Annotated in this window: 18 protein-coding genes; 17 read left to right on the top strand and 1 reads right to left on the bottom strand. The window is 51.7% G+C overall.

The window, feature by feature from the left end; translation table 11 throughout:
- Window positions 1–48 precede the first annotated feature (48 nt).
- The 5 genes from FTO68_RS09570 (at window position 49) to FTO68_RS09550 (ending at window position 4,212) form a co-directional block, all read left to right on the top strand.
- Window positions 49–1,179, top strand: coding sequence for a pyridoxal-phosphate-dependent aminotransferase family protein (locus FTO68_RS09570; protein WP_255333177.1), 1,131 nt, complete (start codon window positions 49–51; stop codon window positions 1,177–1,179).
- The gene (gene ribC, locus FTO68_RS09565; RefSeq protein WP_255333176.1) at window positions 1,176–1,637 is read left to right on the top strand and encodes a riboflavin synthase; all 462 of its coding nucleotides are present in this window, start codon (window positions 1,176–1,178) and stop codon (window positions 1,635–1,637) included. Before FTO68_RS09570 ends, ribC begins: the two co-directional genes overlap by 4 nt.
- Window positions 1,638–1,651: 14 nt before the next feature.
- On the top strand, window positions 1,652–2,059 hold the full coding sequence (gene ribH / locus FTO68_RS09560) for a 6,7-dimethyl-8-ribityllumazine synthase (protein WP_255333175.1): 408 nt from the start codon (window positions 1,652–1,654) through the stop codon (window positions 2,057–2,059).
- A complete protein-coding gene (locus tag FTO68_RS09555) occupies window positions 2,056–3,189 on the top strand; it encodes a pyridoxal phosphate-dependent aminotransferase (protein WP_255333174.1) in 1,134 nt (377 codons plus the stop codon). The genes ribH and FTO68_RS09555 overlap by 4 nt, the downstream gene beginning before the upstream one ends.
- A 78-nt stretch (window positions 3,190–3,267) precedes the next feature.
- Window positions 3,268–4,212 carry a cation diffusion facilitator family transporter gene (locus FTO68_RS09550; protein WP_255333173.1) on the top strand — a complete coding sequence of 315 codons (945 nt, stop codon included), beginning with the start codon at window positions 3,268–3,270 and terminating at the stop codon, window positions 4,210–4,212.
- 3 nt (window positions 4,213–4,215) lie between these two features.
- On the opposite strand, the gene FTO68_RS09545 is transcribed toward FTO68_RS09550, so the two are convergent.
- Window positions 4,216–4,635, bottom strand: coding sequence for an ATP-binding protein (locus FTO68_RS09545; RefSeq protein ID WP_255333172.1), 420 nt, complete (start codon window positions 4,633–4,635; stop codon window positions 4,216–4,218).
- 225 nt (window positions 4,636–4,860) lie between these two features.
- Here FTO68_RS09545 and FTO68_RS09540 point away from each other — a divergent pair, with 225 nt between their 5' ends.
- From FTO68_RS09540 to FTO68_RS09485, 12 genes are all read left to right on the top strand, one after another.
- Window positions 4,861–5,247, top strand: a complete 387-nt coding sequence (locus FTO68_RS09540) for a cupin domain-containing protein (RefSeq protein ID WP_255333171.1) — start codon at window positions 4,861–4,863, stop codon at window positions 5,245–5,247.
- A gap of 211 nt (window positions 5,248–5,458) precedes the next feature.
- The gene (gene budA, locus FTO68_RS09535) at window positions 5,459–6,283 is read left to right on the top strand and encodes an acetolactate decarboxylase (RefSeq protein WP_255333170.1); all 825 of its coding nucleotides are present in this window, start codon (window positions 5,459–5,461) and stop codon (window positions 6,281–6,283) included.
- A gap of 93 nt (window positions 6,284–6,376) precedes the next feature.
- The gene (locus tag FTO68_RS09530) at window positions 6,377–7,039 is read left to right on the top strand and encodes a Yip1 family protein (protein ID WP_255333169.1); all 663 of its coding nucleotides are present in this window, start codon (window positions 6,377–6,379) and stop codon (window positions 7,037–7,039) included.
- A complete protein-coding gene (locus FTO68_RS09525; RefSeq protein ID WP_255333168.1) occupies window positions 7,039–8,169 on the top strand; it encodes a COG1361 S-layer family protein in 1,131 nt (376 codons plus the stop codon). The genes FTO68_RS09530 and FTO68_RS09525 overlap by 1 nt, the downstream gene beginning before the upstream one ends.
- Complete coding sequence (locus FTO68_RS09520; RefSeq protein WP_255333167.1) at window positions 8,166–8,837, top strand: ABC transporter ATP-binding protein; 672 nt, start codon at window positions 8,166–8,168, stop codon at window positions 8,835–8,837. Before FTO68_RS09525 ends, FTO68_RS09520 begins: the two co-directional genes overlap by 4 nt.
- Window positions 8,834–10,012 (top strand): ABC transporter permease, encoded by a 1,179-nt coding sequence (locus FTO68_RS09515; RefSeq protein WP_255333166.1) that lies wholly within the window; start codon window positions 8,834–8,836, stop codon window positions 10,010–10,012. The genes FTO68_RS09520 and FTO68_RS09515 overlap by 4 nt, the downstream gene beginning before the upstream one ends.
- Before the next feature lie 239 nt (window positions 10,013–10,251).
- Window positions 10,252–10,794, top strand: a complete 543-nt coding sequence (locus FTO68_RS09510; RefSeq protein ID WP_255333165.1) for an archaellin/type IV pilin N-terminal domain-containing protein — start codon at window positions 10,252–10,254, stop codon at window positions 10,792–10,794.
- Window positions 10,787–11,356, top strand: a complete 570-nt coding sequence (locus FTO68_RS09505) for a flagellin (RefSeq protein WP_255333164.1) — start codon at window positions 10,787–10,789, stop codon at window positions 11,354–11,356. Before FTO68_RS09510 ends, FTO68_RS09505 begins: the two co-directional genes overlap by 8 nt.
- 55 nt (window positions 11,357–11,411) lie before the next feature.
- Entirely contained in the window at window positions 11,412–12,293 is an 882-nt protein-coding gene (locus tag FTO68_RS09500) for a thiamine pyrophosphate-dependent enzyme (RefSeq protein ID WP_255333163.1), read from the top strand.
- Window positions 12,287–13,396, top strand: a complete 1,110-nt coding sequence (locus FTO68_RS09495; protein ID WP_255333162.1) for a transketolase C-terminal domain-containing protein — start codon at window positions 12,287–12,289, stop codon at window positions 13,394–13,396. Before FTO68_RS09500 ends, FTO68_RS09495 begins: the two co-directional genes overlap by 7 nt.
- Window positions 13,396–13,923 carry a 2-oxoacid:acceptor oxidoreductase family protein gene (locus FTO68_RS09490; protein ID WP_255333161.1) on the top strand — a complete coding sequence of 176 codons (528 nt, stop codon included), beginning with the start codon at window positions 13,396–13,398 and terminating at the stop codon, window positions 13,921–13,923. Before FTO68_RS09495 ends, FTO68_RS09490 begins: the two co-directional genes overlap by 1 nt.
- A complete protein-coding gene (locus FTO68_RS09485) occupies window positions 13,920–14,165 on the top strand; it encodes a 4Fe-4S binding protein (protein WP_255333160.1) in 246 nt (81 codons plus the stop codon). The genes FTO68_RS09490 and FTO68_RS09485 overlap by 4 nt, the downstream gene beginning before the upstream one ends.
- Window positions 14,166–14,479: the final 314 nt, after the last annotated feature.

The following is a 14,479-nucleotide window of genomic DNA, read 5'->3' as shown; positions in this document are numbered from 1 at the left end:
TTCACTATCTATTAAGAGCTTTATCTTCTTATAGTACGGACGATCAGGATGCAGAATGAAGTACTCCTTATGATGCCAGGGCCGGTGCCAATGCCGGAACGGGTGATAAATGCGATGAGCCGGCAGGCGATCAACCATCGCGGCGAAGAATTTGGCGGGGTTTATGCAGACTGCGTCAGGGCGTTAAAGCCCTTCTTTGGTACAGAGAATGAGATCTTTCTCTTAAGCGGCTCGGGAACCGCCGCTATGGAGGCGGCGATTGGAAATGTTGGTGTCGGCAGAAAGATCGTATCGCTGGTAAACGGGAAGTTTGGTGAGCGCCTTGCAGAGATTGGAGGGCGATACGGTGACATCACAGCTATTGAATCGGAGTGGGGGCACCCCCTTCGTCTTGAGGCGCTTGCAGAGGCGCTTGAGAACGGAGCTGAAGTTGTGACGATGGTTCATAACGAGACCTCTGCCGGAATCCTGAATCCCGCAGCTGAAGTCGGGAAGCTTGCCCGGAAGCATGATGCCCTCTTCATCATGGATGGGATCACCTCCATCGGAGGCGATCATGTGGCGGCAGATGATTGGGGAGCCGATATTGCAATCGTCGGTTCGCAGAAATGCTTTGCTGCACCAGCAGGGTTGTCTGCGATTTCGGTCTCGGATCGGGCATGGGAGCGTCTTTCAGAGAAACGGCCGTACTACCTTGACCTGAAGGCATACCGGAAAGCGGGATCAAAGAAGCCGATGGAGACGCCGTATACTCCGGCTGTCCCGCTCTTCTTTGCATTTCGTGAGGCATGCCTCATTGCAGAAGAAGAGGGGCTTGACAACCGGATCGCACGGCACCGAAGACTTGCAGATGCGGTGCGTGCCGCAGCAGCTGCCTGGGGGCTAAAACTGCTGCCGGTCTCAGATTCACTTCATTCGCCATCCAATACGGCGACGGCGATTCTGTATCCCGATGGAATCAGCGACTCAGATCTCCGGTCTGGTGTGAAGAAGACGGGTATCCAGATCGCAGGCGGCCAGGATCGATTGAAAGGCAGGATCTTCCGTATCGGGACGATGGGGGCAGTCGGGCCATCTGAAGTGCTTGCAACACTCGCATCAGTGCAGGGCACACTCCAGAAACTTGGATATACTCCGGCGGCAGATGGTGTTTCAGCCGCCCTTGAGGTGCTGGTATGAAAATCGGGATCGCAGACACGACGTTTGCACGGGTGAATATGGGCGCAGTGGCAATTGATGAGCTCAAGCGCCATGCCACACTCCGCATTGAGCGCTATACGGTGCCGGGGATGAAGGATCTCCCGGTTGCCTGCAAGAAGCTTATTGAAGAGCGTGGCTGCGATCTCGTAATGGCGCTTGGCATGCCGGGGGGAAAGGATAAGGATAAACTCTGCGCACATGAGGCGTCGCAGGGCCTTCAGCTCGCCATGCTGATGACGAACAAGCATATCATCGAGGTCTTCGTCCACGAGGATGAGGCAAAGGATGATCGTGAGCTTGCGTGGCTTCTCGAACAGAGGACACGGGAGCATGCGGTGAATGCCGTCAAGCTGTTGCTATACCCACGTGAGCTTGAACGGGATGCAGGCACCGGGCAGCGGCAGGGATTCCCTGATGCCGGTCCTGCACGACAATAGGAGATGATGATTCTATGACAATTAAACTCGGATTTGTCGTTGCGGAATTTAACCGTGACATTACATATATGATGGAGATTGAGGCAGAAGAACACGCAAAGTTCCTTGGAGCCGAAGTGATCGAGCGGTCATATGTTCCTGGAGCCTATGACATGCCGCTTGCGATCAAGAAGATGTTAAAAGACGGAAATGTTGATGCGGTTGTGACAATCGGCTGTGTCATCGAGGGTTCAACCGGCCATGACCAGATCGTGGTTCAGCATGCGTCCAGAAAGATCATTGATCTCTCGCTTGAGTATGAGAAACCGGTGACGCTCGGGATTTCCGGTCCGGGGATGACCCGGCTTGAGGCGCAGGAGCGGGTGGATTATGCCCGGAGAGCCGTTGAATCCGCAGTGAAGCTTGTCCAGCGATTGGCATGAGGCATCTGTCAAGGGCGATTGGCTCGATTATGCCATCTGCGACGATGGCGATCGCCGATCGGGCAAAAGAGATGGAACGGAACGGGATCGATGTGATCAGCCTCTCCATTGGAGAGCCGGATTTCCCGACACCCGCCCATATCACGGAGGCGGCAATCGATGCCCTTCAGAGGGGGGAGACCCACTATGCCCCCTCACGCGGCATCCCCGAACTGCTGGAGGCAGTTGCTGAAAAACTCTCAACTGAGAACCATATCCCGATATCCCCGGTAGATTGTATTGTCACAGCCGGAGCAAAAGATGCGATCCGGCTACTCTGCCAGGCAGTGCTGAACCCCGGTGATGAGGTGATTATTCTTGATCCCTCCTGGGTCTCATATGAACCCTGCATCCAGATGGCAGGGGGAAAAGCCGTCCATTATCCTCTTGACCCTGTCACGTTCCAGCCGGGTGAGTCGCTTGTAGAGGCGATCACGCCTTCAACCAGGATGATCATCGTGAACTCGCCATCGAACCCGACAGGTTCTATCCTGACGCGTTCATCGCTTGGGATGATTGCGGATCTCTGTTTTGATCATGACCTCCTTGCGCTATCAGATGAGATATACGAAAAGCTCGTCTACGATGGAGCAGAGCATATCTCGCTTGCCTCAATCCACGAGATGGCAGAGAGGACGGTCACGATAAACGGGTTCTCAAAGGCCTATGCGATGACCGGCTGGCGGCTTGGGTATGCGGCAGGCCCGTCTGAGGTGATCAATTACATGAACCGGATCCAGCAGCACTCGGTCTCCCACCCGACGACCTTTGTGATGTGGGGCGGGGCTGCTGCTTTGAAGGGTGATCAGTCCTGTGTTGCAAAGATGCGGGATGAGTTTGCCAGACGCCGTAGTTTTGTCATATCCCGGCTCAGGCAGGCAGGGTTTGCCTGTGCGCCCGCAGATGGCGCCTTCTATGCGTTTGCGAATGTCGGCGGCGATGACAGTGTCATTGCCTCGGAATGGCTTGAGGAGAAGCATGTTGCGGTCACACCTGGGTCGGCATTTGGTGCGCCAGGCTGGGTGCGGATGAGCTATGCAACATCGATGGAGCGGCTGGAAGAGGCGATGGAGCGGGTGTGTGGGGAGTGAGCCTCTCCACAGCATCCTGCCTATAATTTTACTTATAATCAATATAATTCCCCTCTATGGAAAATAAAGAATGAAATAATGCCCTTTTCCCAACACCCCGATCCCGCCACCCGCGAAAAGAAGCAGATTGCAGGAGTAGCAATTGCAAGCAACACCTTCCTTGTTATCCTGAAGCTGGCAATTGGTTTTCTCACAGGTTCGGTTGCAATCATCTCCGATGCAGTGCATTCGGCAACTGACATCATCGCCTCATCTATCGCCTATTTTGCCGTCAGGAAATCAGCGCATCCCCCGGATTATAAGCATACGTTCGGCCATGGGAAATTCGAATCACTCTCGGGACTCATTGAGGCGACCCTTATCATCCTTGTTGCGTTTTTCCTCATTTACGAAGCTTCAACCGCTCTTATCAGGGGTGAGAGTACGCTCGATCCCGATCTTCTCGGGTTTGGGATGGTGGCAGTCGGCATATCAGCGATCGCAAACACCCTGATCTCCTACAGGATGATGAAGATCGCAAAAAGGACCGAGTCAATTGCACTTGAGAGCGATGCCTGGCATCTTAGAACCGATGTGTATACATCGGTCGGTGTCTTTGCCGGACTTATCCTGATACATATCACAGGGATACTCCTGCTTGATGCAATAGTTGCGCTTTGCATTGCATTTGTCATCTTTAAGACAGGAATCGATCTTGTGAGGCGATCGCTTGCAGATCTCCTTGACACCCGGCTTCCGGAAGAGGAGATCGAGCGGATCAGGGAGATCCTGATCGCCCATTGTACTGAGTATGTGAACTTTCATGGACTTAGAACCCGTCGTTCCGGGCCTGAAAGGTTCATCGAGTTCCATGTGATGTTTGAGCATGATGTCCTCCTCAGTACAGCCCATGATCTGGCTGACCACCTGGAGGCAGATCTGAAGACAGAGTTCCCACGGTGCCATGTCACCGTCCATATGGAGCCATGCCATGAGGCATGTGATGAATGCGGTGTTGCTCTCTGCCCCACACGAAGGACATGATTGCTATTTCCTCGTTGACTCTCTATGCTTCTCAATGAAAAGAATATTCTTTTCATCCCGCCGCTGATAGGTGACTGTATCCATTAACTCCCTGACAAGATGTATGCCCAGGCCGCCGATCTTCCGCTCATCTATTCCGAGTGTGATATCCGGTTGCGGCAGAGAGAGAGGGTTAAACGGGGTTCCTGAATCGGTGAAGGTGATTGTTATTGCGTCTTCTGTTGAGGATATGGTGATCTCAACCTCTCCAACTTTTTCCTGATATGCATATAAAGAGATATTCGTGAAGATTTCGTCTGCTGAGAGCTGGAGGTCAAAACTCTCTTTTGGTCCTGCGCCTGCTTCTTCCAGTGAAGCCTCCAGAAATGCCGTCATATCCGGAAGAAGATCAATATCTGCCTGGAATGATCTGCTTACAAACACACCTGTTCATCCCCTTAGCGTCCTGTAATCTCCTCATAAATGATCCGGCTATTATTCTCTCTTCGATAGGCGCATAAAGGATAAAAGCCGTTCTGTTGTTTATCCAAGAGGGTATGACCCCACTCCTTCGGGACATGCCGTGATATCACATCTATTATGTTCATGAAGAAATAGCCATTTCCTCACCGATGCAGTTATCCGGGGTGGGGAGAGAGTGTTGGTACTATGCGGATCTTTGATTTATCAGGGATGATCCATGAACGCGCAGGGGATCATTGCCTGCTTGCCGAGCTCTTTCACCCGGAAATGACTGCAATGGGTGTTGCATGCAGGTACAGCCTTGCTCACGCAAGGGTTTTGGCAGGTGAAGCGACCATTCCCCATAGACTGAAAAGCTCCACTGAGATCTACTACATCCTCTCAGGGGAGGGTGTGATGCATGTTGATGATGAGATCTCAAAGATTAGAGCCGGTAATCTGATATATATTCCGCCAGGTGCGATCCAGTGGGTGGAGAACAGGAGCGTAAAGGATCTAGTCTTTCTGGCAATCGTCGATCCTGCGTGGCGTGAAGAAGATGAGGAGATCCTGGGACAAATTCCATCCATTTGACCTTCAGGTTCCAGGAAATCCAGCAGCAGAGTGGACAGTTTCTTATGCATCATTCAAACAATAGTTTGCACATTGTTGAGTCGAGCCCAATGTAAAAGCCAAAACCGATCAGCGAAGAGCCTGGATAATAATCATATGGACCTTATTTGGATGAAATAGTGGAATGAGTATCTCAGGCATCCTGAAATAGGATGATCGCAGAGTGATTAGCATGCGCTCCTCCTCATATCTGTTCATCGCTCTTCTGATCGGTATTTTCATCGGTGCTGGTGGTGCACTGCTTATCTCCGGATCCACATATCCTGATCATGTGTCGCCGGATCGTGAGATTATTTTTCAGGTCTCAACAATAGATGCCCTCCTTGAGAGTGTCTATGATGGTGTTATGCCGGTATCCGAGCTGACACGGTATGGTGATCTCGGGATAGGAACCTTCGACTCGCTTGATGGCGAGCTGATCATGGTTGATGGTGTGGTGTACCAGGCTCGAGCGGATGGATCGGTTGTGGTTGCCGCTCACAATCTCAAGGTACCGCTTGCAGCAGTCACCTTCTTTGACGAGGATATAATTATTCCAGATCTTTCAACGAGAGGATTTGCTGAATTTGAGGATTCTATTGGTGGTGCAATCAGATCAGAAAACCTGAAATATGCAATCCGGATCGACGGAACCTTCCCGGAGGTAACTGTTCGTGCCCCACATGGGCAGGAACGGCCGTACCCACGCCTTGTCGATGCCCTTGCCGACCAGTACATGGCCACTCATACCAACATCACCGGAACAGCTGTTGGCTTCCTTCTTCCTGAGTATGTTGGCGGGCTGAATGTTCCGGGATACCATCTCCATTTCATCAGTGACGACCTGAGTGTCGGCGGGCATATCGTGGACTTTTCCCTCGATTCTGCCACTGTATCCCTTGATGAAACCCTCACCTTCATGATGCGGCTTCCATCAGAGGGGGGCTTTATCGATGCCGACCTTACGAGGGATCTCTCTGATGAACTGGCATTTGTCGAACGGCCGGGACAGGATTGAATTGGGGTTTTGTGATGAGAAGTAATAAGTACAAATGTAACATATGTTTTACATTCTCAGGTACCGTGATCAGGTACCGGTGGTGAACAGGCAATGGCATCGAATAGTATTACAGCACTTTTCAGACCAGATGAGTTCTTTGGAGAACATTCAAACGAGGAGGCGGCACTTGGCCTGCCGCTTGGCATAGTATGTATCTATAGTCTACTCTCGGCAGTTGCCGGATACCAGATGGCCGCACTTATGGCTCCGATGTATGATGTTGCCCTTGAGGGGTATGGAGGCGTCATTACGATCTTTGGAGCTATCGGTGGCTTCATTGGAGGTATCATTGTCTGGATTGTTGCTTCTGTAATCTTTTATCTGATAAGCATGGCCTTCCATGGAGAAGGATCGGTGAAGAAGGTGCTTGAGGCAGTCGGGTATGGGATGGCACCGCTGATTGCCGCAGCCGCTATCGGTATTGCCTATCTGGTAATGATTGGTGATCAGGTGGTTGCACCAGTCATCCATGATATTATGGATCCAACAGCTGTTGAGCAGGCAACCGAATTGTTTCTGAACCAGCCGGTGATGGCAGATTTTACCCTCCTTCAGACATTCCTCTCTGTTGTCTTCATGATCTGGGCTGCTAATATCTGGTACTATGGTATCCGCCATGCACGGAATCTTACTACACGGGATGCAGGGATCACAGTTATTATTCCGGTTGTGATCTATCTGATCATAGTTATCGCATCATATGGGGTATTCTGATGAGACATTATCTGGTTCTTCTGGCTCTCGCTATTGCACTGTCAACTGGTCTTGGTGCAACAGGAGCCGCCTCACAGATCGGGGTGATCGATGTATCGCTCGATCCAAAGATCTTTTTCCCCGATGATACCGGAACAGTGACTATCGTTATAAAGAATACAGGCACTGATCCAGTCGAATTATCACGAGTAAATCTCCAGGGGACACGCAGCATCTATGTGATCGAGAGCCCCCACTACACGGGCATCGGGAGGCTTGGATCCGGAGATACCATGACGACAAGCTTCACAGTCCGGGCAGGGAGTGAGGAAGGTATCTTCTATCCCCGTTTCTCGCTGAATTTTATGCCGACGGGCAACATGATGTTTCCGGTTCCAGTGAAGGTTGATAAAACCCAGATTGATGCAGGAATTTCCGTTCGACCAGACACCTTCATGGAGGGGAGGAAAGATACAGTCACCATATCTGTTGGAAACCCGCGTGAAAATGCACTCTCTGGTGTCACAATAACCCCTTCAACAGGGATAGCTGATGTTGTCCCGACATCTGCATTTATCGGAACACTTAATTCAGGGCAGAAGAGTAATGCGACCTTTTCTGTAACTCCAACTGCTGAAGGCGTCATCTCTTTCAATGTCGAATACCGGAATGGCCAGAATCGTCATGTTGTATCTCTTACCCTCCCGGTTGTGCCGGGCACCGCCAAGCGGGTGGCTGAGCCGATTGTCTCGAATGTGGAGGTCTCATCAATCGCCGGGGGCTACCGGATCACTGGCGATGTCTCGAATGCCGGCCTTGAAACCGCCCGTTCGGTCGTGATGACAACCAGGGAGCCGGCTGAACCAATTGATCCGTTCAGGGTATATGTTGTCGGGGCGCTTGATGCAGATGATTTCTCCTCGTTTGAGGTGACATTTGCTGCACAAGAAGCTGAGAAAGTGCCTCTTGTCACCAGGTACCGGGATGATGATGGAAACCTCTATGAAGAGATTACTCATGTGACGATTCAATCAGGCATGATGCCGGTTGCAGAGCAGGAAGGAGGCCTTTCCCCTCTGGTGATCGGGATCATCGTGCTGTCTGCTGCGATCGTAGCCGGAGCTCTCGTCTACTCACGTAAGAAACGATGAAGACAGCGATCCGGTTCAAGGATGTTTCAAAAATATACTCTCTAAAGAGCGGGGATGTCATTGCTCTTGATCACGTGAGCCTCTCGATCGATGAAGGGGAATTTATCGCGATCATGGGGCCCTCAGGCTCAGGAAAATCCACTCTTTTGAATATGATGGGGTGTCTTGACACCCCCACAGATGGCGAGGTATTCATAAGCGATCAGAATATCGGTGAGATGAGTGATGATCAACTGACAATCCTGCGCCGCCGCCATCTCGGCTTTATTTTTCAGCAATTCAACTTAATACCGCTCCTCTCGGCGATAGAGAACGTCAGGCTCCCGCTTATACTCAATGGCGGTTCGGATGTGTGTACTGATAGGTGCAGAAACATTCTCTCAGCTGTCGGTATCAGTGAAGAGCGGCTCGAACATAAACCCTCAGAGCTATCCGGCGGCCAGCAGCAGAGGGTCGCGATTGCACGGGCATTGATCAACAATCCCGAGATTCTGCTTGCCGATGAGCCGACCGGGAACCTCGATACAAAGACCGGCGCACAGATCATGGATCTCCTCTCACATCTCAGGAAAGAGGAAGGGAAGACCATCATTATGGTTACTCACGATCCGACTCTCTCCCGGTATGCTGATCGTGTGATCAACATTGTAGATGGGAGGATACAATGAACCGGCCGATATTCCTCCTCTTTGCAGTCAGGAACCTCAGGCTCCACTGGCTCCGTTCCCTTCTTGCAATGATCGGGATCATCATCGGTGTGGTTGCAATTACGTCAATGGGTATCCTCGGCTCTTCTCTCGTCCTCTCGATTTCAGAGGATCTGACAACTGTTGGTGATACGATCGTCGTTATCCCCCATACCGGGGGCAGTGCCATGGGTCGGGGCGGGGGGATTGCATCGGATGATCTGATCACTTCCCGCCAGCTGGAGCGTATCACCAGGGCATCGGTTCCCCATACTGTGATTCCGGTCTATTCGGGCGGTGAGCGGATCAGGGTCGGCGGCGAGACCGGGTATGCTGCCCTTTATGGAATGAGGACATCAGATGTCCCGCTCCTTCTGGAATTATCTGACGGGCAGTACCTCCGGGGTGCATCCGGCGCAATGGTTGGTCCCCGCCTTGCTGAGACGTATTCAATGAAGACCGGGAGCCGTTTCTCAATCGGGGCTTTTGGACAGAGCCTCCGTGTTGTGGGAATCCTGGAAGAACGGGGGATGGGTTTTGATATCAACAGCGATAATGCAGTTATCGTCTCTGATCGATGGTTTGAGAGTACCTACAGCCCTACAGGGTATGATAGTGTCATTGTGAAGGTGCGGAGCCTGGAGGAGATCGAAGGAGTGAAGGAGTCTATAGAAAAATCATTAAACAGGAGGGAGACTGAGGTGGATGTCTATGATACCCGTGCCATACTCTCTACGATCCTTGAAACCTTTGGCAGGATCTCAACATTCACCATAGCAATCGGGGGGATATCCCTTATTGTTGCCGGTGTCTCGATCTTCAATGTGATGATGATGTCGGTGATGGAGCGGTACCGTGAGATTGGGGTGCTCCGTTCGATTGGATGCCTCAGGCGGGAGATACGGCGTATGTTCTTTTATGAATCGCTCCTGCTTGGAATAGCAGGATCACTGGTCGGCGGATTACTCTCTGTCGCAGGCGGGTACGTGGCGCTCCTTATAATGCTTGAGAATACAAGCTATCTTCTAGCCCCTTCCAGCCTCATTTATATCCCCATCGGCATGGTCTTTGGGGTGGGGACATCGGTACTCTCGGGGCTGTACCCGGCATGGAAGGCATCGGAAGCAAATCCGATTGAGGCGCTTCGGCATGAATAATTAATCCCGGGGTCAATTTGAAAAGAAATATCCCTTTTCTTTGAGAATATACTGGAAAGGTGATCTGGTATCAGGACGATTACTATGTGCAGGCGGGAGCAAAACCCGCCTGTGGTCACTATCCCTGGGCAGGATGGTTCACCGGCTTTAAAAGCCGGGAAAAATCCCTCCGGATATGATTGAGGTTTAGATCGGCGTGTATCCTGCTGAGGACGATATTATAAGGTTTGATGATCCGTATGGCAGATGAGGATGGATTCTCCGGATTGGAGGCCGCAATAGTCCTGATTGCGTTTGTTGTGGTCGCTGCGGTCTTTTCTTTTGTTATCCTCGGATCAGGTTTTTCTTCAGCCGACAAGGCGAAGGAGATCACGATGGATGCGGGCAGATCCCCTACAGCGGTGATGGTAATGGGCACTGTCGTCGGGCAGGCGAATGATCTGGGTGTGTGTCTCAGGAGAGTTGTCTTTTCATGCGGGTTGAATGGCGAGGGAATCTCAGCATCGGGGATTAGGTATACGCTTATGACAAATGAGAAGATATACGAGGTTCCTGCATCCGATGTGACACTGTCATGGGTTTCTGAGAGAGAAACTAACGCGTTCCTCTCTGAGGGGGAGATCGTCAGGGTTGAGCTCGAGCTCATTCCTGCTGCCATTGTTTCCGGAACGGAGTTTATGCTTACTATCGCCCCTCCGCGGGGAGTTCCTGTCAACATACGGTGCAGAGTGCCCGAAACGCTGGTTGCAAATAAATATTATGAGGTTGGTTTCGGTGGATGATGCCCTCACCGGGCTTGAGTCAGCAATTGTTCTGATAGCATTTGTTGTGGTTGCCGCTGTATTCTCCCATACCCTCCTCTCTGCCGGACTCGAACTCTCAGAGGGTGCTGGTACAGAAGTGCACAAGGGTACCTCACGGGCGGGTTCGGGTGTTGTGGTATCCGGAACAATCTTTGCAGTTGATCTGAATGATGATCCCAGGTATGCCGATCTGATCCTGTTGCCTGTCCGGGTTCTGCCGGGATCGGATCCGGTGGATCTGAGGAGGATCACCATCAACCTCATCGGACGGGATCATATCGGCCAGATGATCCCAAATGCCCCGCTCTTTCTGCCCACTCCAGGCCCTGGCTGTTTCTCTGTATCTTCCCCGATCCGTCCAGACAATGATCCGATTCTGGTTCCCGGGGATATGGTTACACTTGCCATCCGGCCAAATCGCATTGTGAACCTGAAATCATATGATTCGCCCGTCATTGAGATCATCTCGCCTGGTATTCATCCCTTGCGCGTCCCCCTGATGTTTCCTGGCTCACTCACCACTATTACACCTGTCGGATGAGATGGACAAATCCGAAGGCTCAATATTCATTAATTACAGACATTATATGATTTTGATGGCTGAGATACCAAAGGAAGAGTACCTTGAAAAATGCACGACAGCATGTGCCGGATGTACTTCGTCACTTACACTCCGGTACGTGCTGAAGGCAGCAGGTCCCGACACGGTGCTTGTTGTTCCTGCGTGCTGTACCAGTATTCTACAGGGAATTTATCCAAATACGTCCTTTTCAGTTCCTGTATACAATATTGCCTTTGCAGCGGCGGCGGCATGTGCGTCCGGGATGAGCGAGGCATTTGCGAGCATGGGTAAGAAGACAAACGTTATTGTCTATGCCGGTGATGGCGGCACAATCGACATTGGGATCCAGGCGCTCTCCGGTGCCCTTGAACGGGGAACTGATTTCCTCTATATCTGTTATGATAACGAGGCATATGGAAACACCGGAATGCAGCGTTCAGGTGCAACCCCGATGGGTGCGAGGACGACGACGACACCCGGAGGAAAGACCGATGCGAAGAAGGATCTCGATAGGATCGTCGCAGCACATAACATTCCATACCAGGCAACTGCAACACCTGCATATCCAAAGGATCTCTATGAAAAGGTGAAGACCGCGCTTGCCACACCAGGTCCCTCGTTCATTCATATTCTGGCTCCGTGTCCTCCGGGATGGCGGATAGCATCGGATATGTCTGTTACCGTTGGAAAGCTTGCGGTGAAGACCGGCTCCTGGGTGCTCTGGGAGAGAAAATACGGTGAACTCAGAATCAGCTCCCCCTCAAAAAGTGCAATGAAGAAAAGAGCTCCACTCAGGGAATACCTGTCGGTCCAGGGAAGATTCAAAGGCATATCCGATTCGGCAGTGAATGAGCTTGAGCAGGCAATTGAGAAGAATATTGCACAGCTTGCGAAAGAGGAGGCAGGAGAATGCTGACAGTAGCAACAGGAAACAAAGCTGTGGCGGCAGCTGTAAAGGCAGCAAAACCGGCAGTGGTTGCGGCATACCCCATCACCCCGCAGACGGAGATTGTTGAACAGATCGCAGAGTACGTCACCGCCGGTGAGATGGATGCACGTTACATCCCTGTTGAGAGCGAACACTCGGCAATGACCGCCTGTATCGGCGCTTCGATCACAGGAGTACGTTCTTTTACGGCGACAAGTTCCCATGGTCTTCTCTATATGCATGAGATGCTCCACTGGGCAGCAGGTGCCCGCCTCCCGATCGTGATGGCAAACGTAAACCGTGCCCTCGGTCCCGGCTGGAATGTCTGGGCTGAACATACCGATGCCTTCTCACAGCGCGATACCGGCTGGATCCAGCTCTTTGTTTCAACCGTCCAGGAGGCATATGATACCACTCTGATGGCTTTTAGGATTGCAGAAAATACCGGGATACTCCTGCCTGTGATGGTGAATCTTGACGGCTTTGTCCTCTCGCACATTATGCAGTCCCTTGAGACGGTGGAGATCGGCGACTATATCCCCCCGATGGTTCTTCCGCACAGAATAGATACCGGGAATCCCGCAGGATACGGTACACTCACCGGCCCTGGTGATCATTTCAAGTTCCGATGGGAGATTGAGAAGGCGATGAGGAATTCGCCTGCGGTGATTGCGGATGCGGAAGAAGAGTTTGCCATGCGGTTTGGACGGAAGTACGGGCCTGTTGATGAGTATCTCTGCGATGATGCGGATGTTCTTATCGTCTCAATGGGCACACTCGGAAAGGAAGCTGAAGTTGCAGTGGATAATCTTAGAAAAGAGGGTATCAAAGCCGGTTCGTTGCGGATTCGCTGGTTCAGGCCTTTCCCTGAACTTGATATAAGTGACCGCGATCTCGTTGTGCTTGACAGGGGATACTCGTTTGGTTTTGGTGGGGTCCTCACCGATTCGATCAAATCCAGGTATCGCGATTCTTCTCTCTTCTCGGTGGTGGCAGGGCTTGGGGGCCAGGAAGTCACCTATGATGATATCGCTGAGTTTGTCAGGAACCGCCGGATGGGTGAAGAGTACTGGTTTGGGGTTGATGCCTGATGTTTGAGATCCGTATTCATTCCCGTGGCGGACAGGGTGGTGTGACAGCTGCCCGGCTCCTTGCGATGGCTGCCTTCCTTGATAAGAAGCACGCAACAGCCGCCCCCTTCTATGGTGCGGAGCGGCGGGGTGCCCCTGTCACCTCGTTTGTCAGGATCGATTCCGAACCTATCAAGATCTATTCCCAGATCCGATCCCCGAACCTGATTGTTGTCCTTGATGCGAGCATCATGGATACCGTTGATGTACTTCAGGGGATTCAGAAGGCGGGTACTGTGTTGATCAACAGCCCACATCCTGTTGATCTCCCCGGAGTCAAAGTCCTCACCATCGATCTCACGGGCATTGCGCTTGCAGTCGATCTCGTCGTATCTGGAAGTCCCATCTTAAATACACCGGTTCTCGGGGCGCTTGCCAGGATGGGTGTTATCTCACGTGAATCGGCGGAAGCTGCCATCCGTGATATGTTTTCAGATGAGCGGAATGTGAAAGCGGCAGAGGCCGCCTACAAGGAGCTGGTTCTATGAATGATCCTGTTGCAATGAGCAGGCCGAAGAAGGGAGCTGCCGGTTTGACCGGTTCCTGGAGAACCTTCCGGCCGGTGGTCGATCGTGAAGCATGCAATGCCTGTGGACTCTGTGCAATGTACTGCCCTGATGGCTGTATCAATGAAGACCATGAGATAGATCTCGACTATTGCAAGGGATGCGGGATCTGTGCTCAGGAATGCCCCAAAAAAGCAATTAAAATGGAAAGGGAAGAGCGCTAATCTCTTCCACCACCTCGATTTTTTCTCTTTCTCTGCTCCGAAAGAAGGTTATTTATAGTATTGGTTCGTCTATAGACGTATAGTTCGTTTAAACACGAACACAACCTGCCGTGTTCCCGGAGAGTACCGGTGCATATGCCCCCTGCTCTCATCTTTTTTCGGGCGCGTGGAATAAAAGCGAGGTTTGGTCTATGGCAAATATCGTATCAGATGTAATATGCCCCTTCTGCGGGACACTCTGTGACGACCTTGAGGTCGAGCTGAGTGACGACGGCAAGAAGATCCTTGAGGTCTATCATGCCTGCGCAATCGGT

The organism is Methanocalculus taiwanensis (assembly GCF_024372745.1).
GTDB lineage: Archaea > Halobacteriota > Methanomicrobia > Methanomicrobiales > Methanocorpusculaceae > Methanocalculus > Methanocalculus taiwanensis.
Note: the sequence above shows the minus strand (reverse complement) of the source record. Positions and strands in the feature narration are given on the sequence as shown.

What these genes read in the sequence shown, in the direction of transcription:
- FTO68_RS09555 (WP_255333174.1), top strand. Translation starts at nt 2,056, where the DNA reads ATGAGGCATCTGTCAAGGGCGATTGGCTCGATTATGCCATCTGCGACG.
- FTO68_RS09525 (WP_255333168.1), top strand. Translation starts at nt 7,039, where the DNA reads ATGAGACATTATCTGGTTCTTCTGGCTCTCGCTATTGCACTGTCAACT.
- FTO68_RS09550 (WP_255333173.1), top strand. Translation starts at nt 3,268, where the DNA reads ATGCCCTTTTCCCAACACCCCGATCCCGCCACCCGCGAAAAGAAGCAG.
- FTO68_RS09520 (WP_255333167.1), top strand. Translation starts at nt 8,166, where the DNA reads ATGAAGACAGCGATCCGGTTCAAGGATGTTTCAAAAATATACTCTCTA.
- FTO68_RS09540 (WP_255333171.1), top strand. Translation starts at nt 4,861, where the DNA reads ATGCGGATCTTTGATTTATCAGGGATGATCCATGAACGCGCAGGGGAT.
- FTO68_RS09485 (WP_255333160.1), top strand. Translation starts at nt 13,920, where the DNA reads ATGAATGATCCTGTTGCAATGAGCAGGCCGAAGAAGGGAGCTGCCGGT.
- ribC (WP_255333176.1), top strand. Translation starts at nt 1,176, where the DNA reads ATGAAAATCGGGATCGCAGACACGACGTTTGCACGGGTGAATATGGGC.
- budA (WP_255333170.1), top strand. Translation starts at nt 5,459, where the DNA reads ATGCGCTCCTCCTCATATCTGTTCATCGCTCTTCTGATCGGTATTTTC.
- FTO68_RS09495 (WP_255333162.1), top strand. Translation starts at nt 12,287, where the DNA reads ATGCTGACAGTAGCAACAGGAAACAAAGCTGTGGCGGCAGCTGTAAAG.
- FTO68_RS09570 (WP_255333177.1), top strand. Translation starts at nt 49, where the DNA reads ATGCAGAATGAAGTACTCCTTATGATGCCAGGGCCGGTGCCAATGCCG.
- FTO68_RS09510 (WP_255333165.1), top strand. Translation starts at nt 10,252, where the DNA reads ATGGCAGATGAGGATGGATTCTCCGGATTGGAGGCCGCAATAGTCCTG.
- FTO68_RS09490 (WP_255333161.1), top strand. Translation starts at nt 13,396, where the DNA reads ATGTTTGAGATCCGTATTCATTCCCGTGGCGGACAGGGTGGTGTGACA.
- FTO68_RS09515 (WP_255333166.1), top strand. Translation starts at nt 8,834, where the DNA reads ATGAACCGGCCGATATTCCTCCTCTTTGCAGTCAGGAACCTCAGGCTC.
- FTO68_RS09530 (WP_255333169.1), top strand. Translation starts at nt 6,377, where the DNA reads ATGGCATCGAATAGTATTACAGCACTTTTCAGACCAGATGAGTTCTTT.
- FTO68_RS09500 (WP_255333163.1), top strand. Translation starts at nt 11,412, where the DNA reads ATGGCTGAGATACCAAAGGAAGAGTACCTTGAAAAATGCACGACAGCA.
- ribH (WP_255333175.1), top strand. Translation starts at nt 1,652, where the DNA reads ATGACAATTAAACTCGGATTTGTCGTTGCGGAATTTAACCGTGACATT.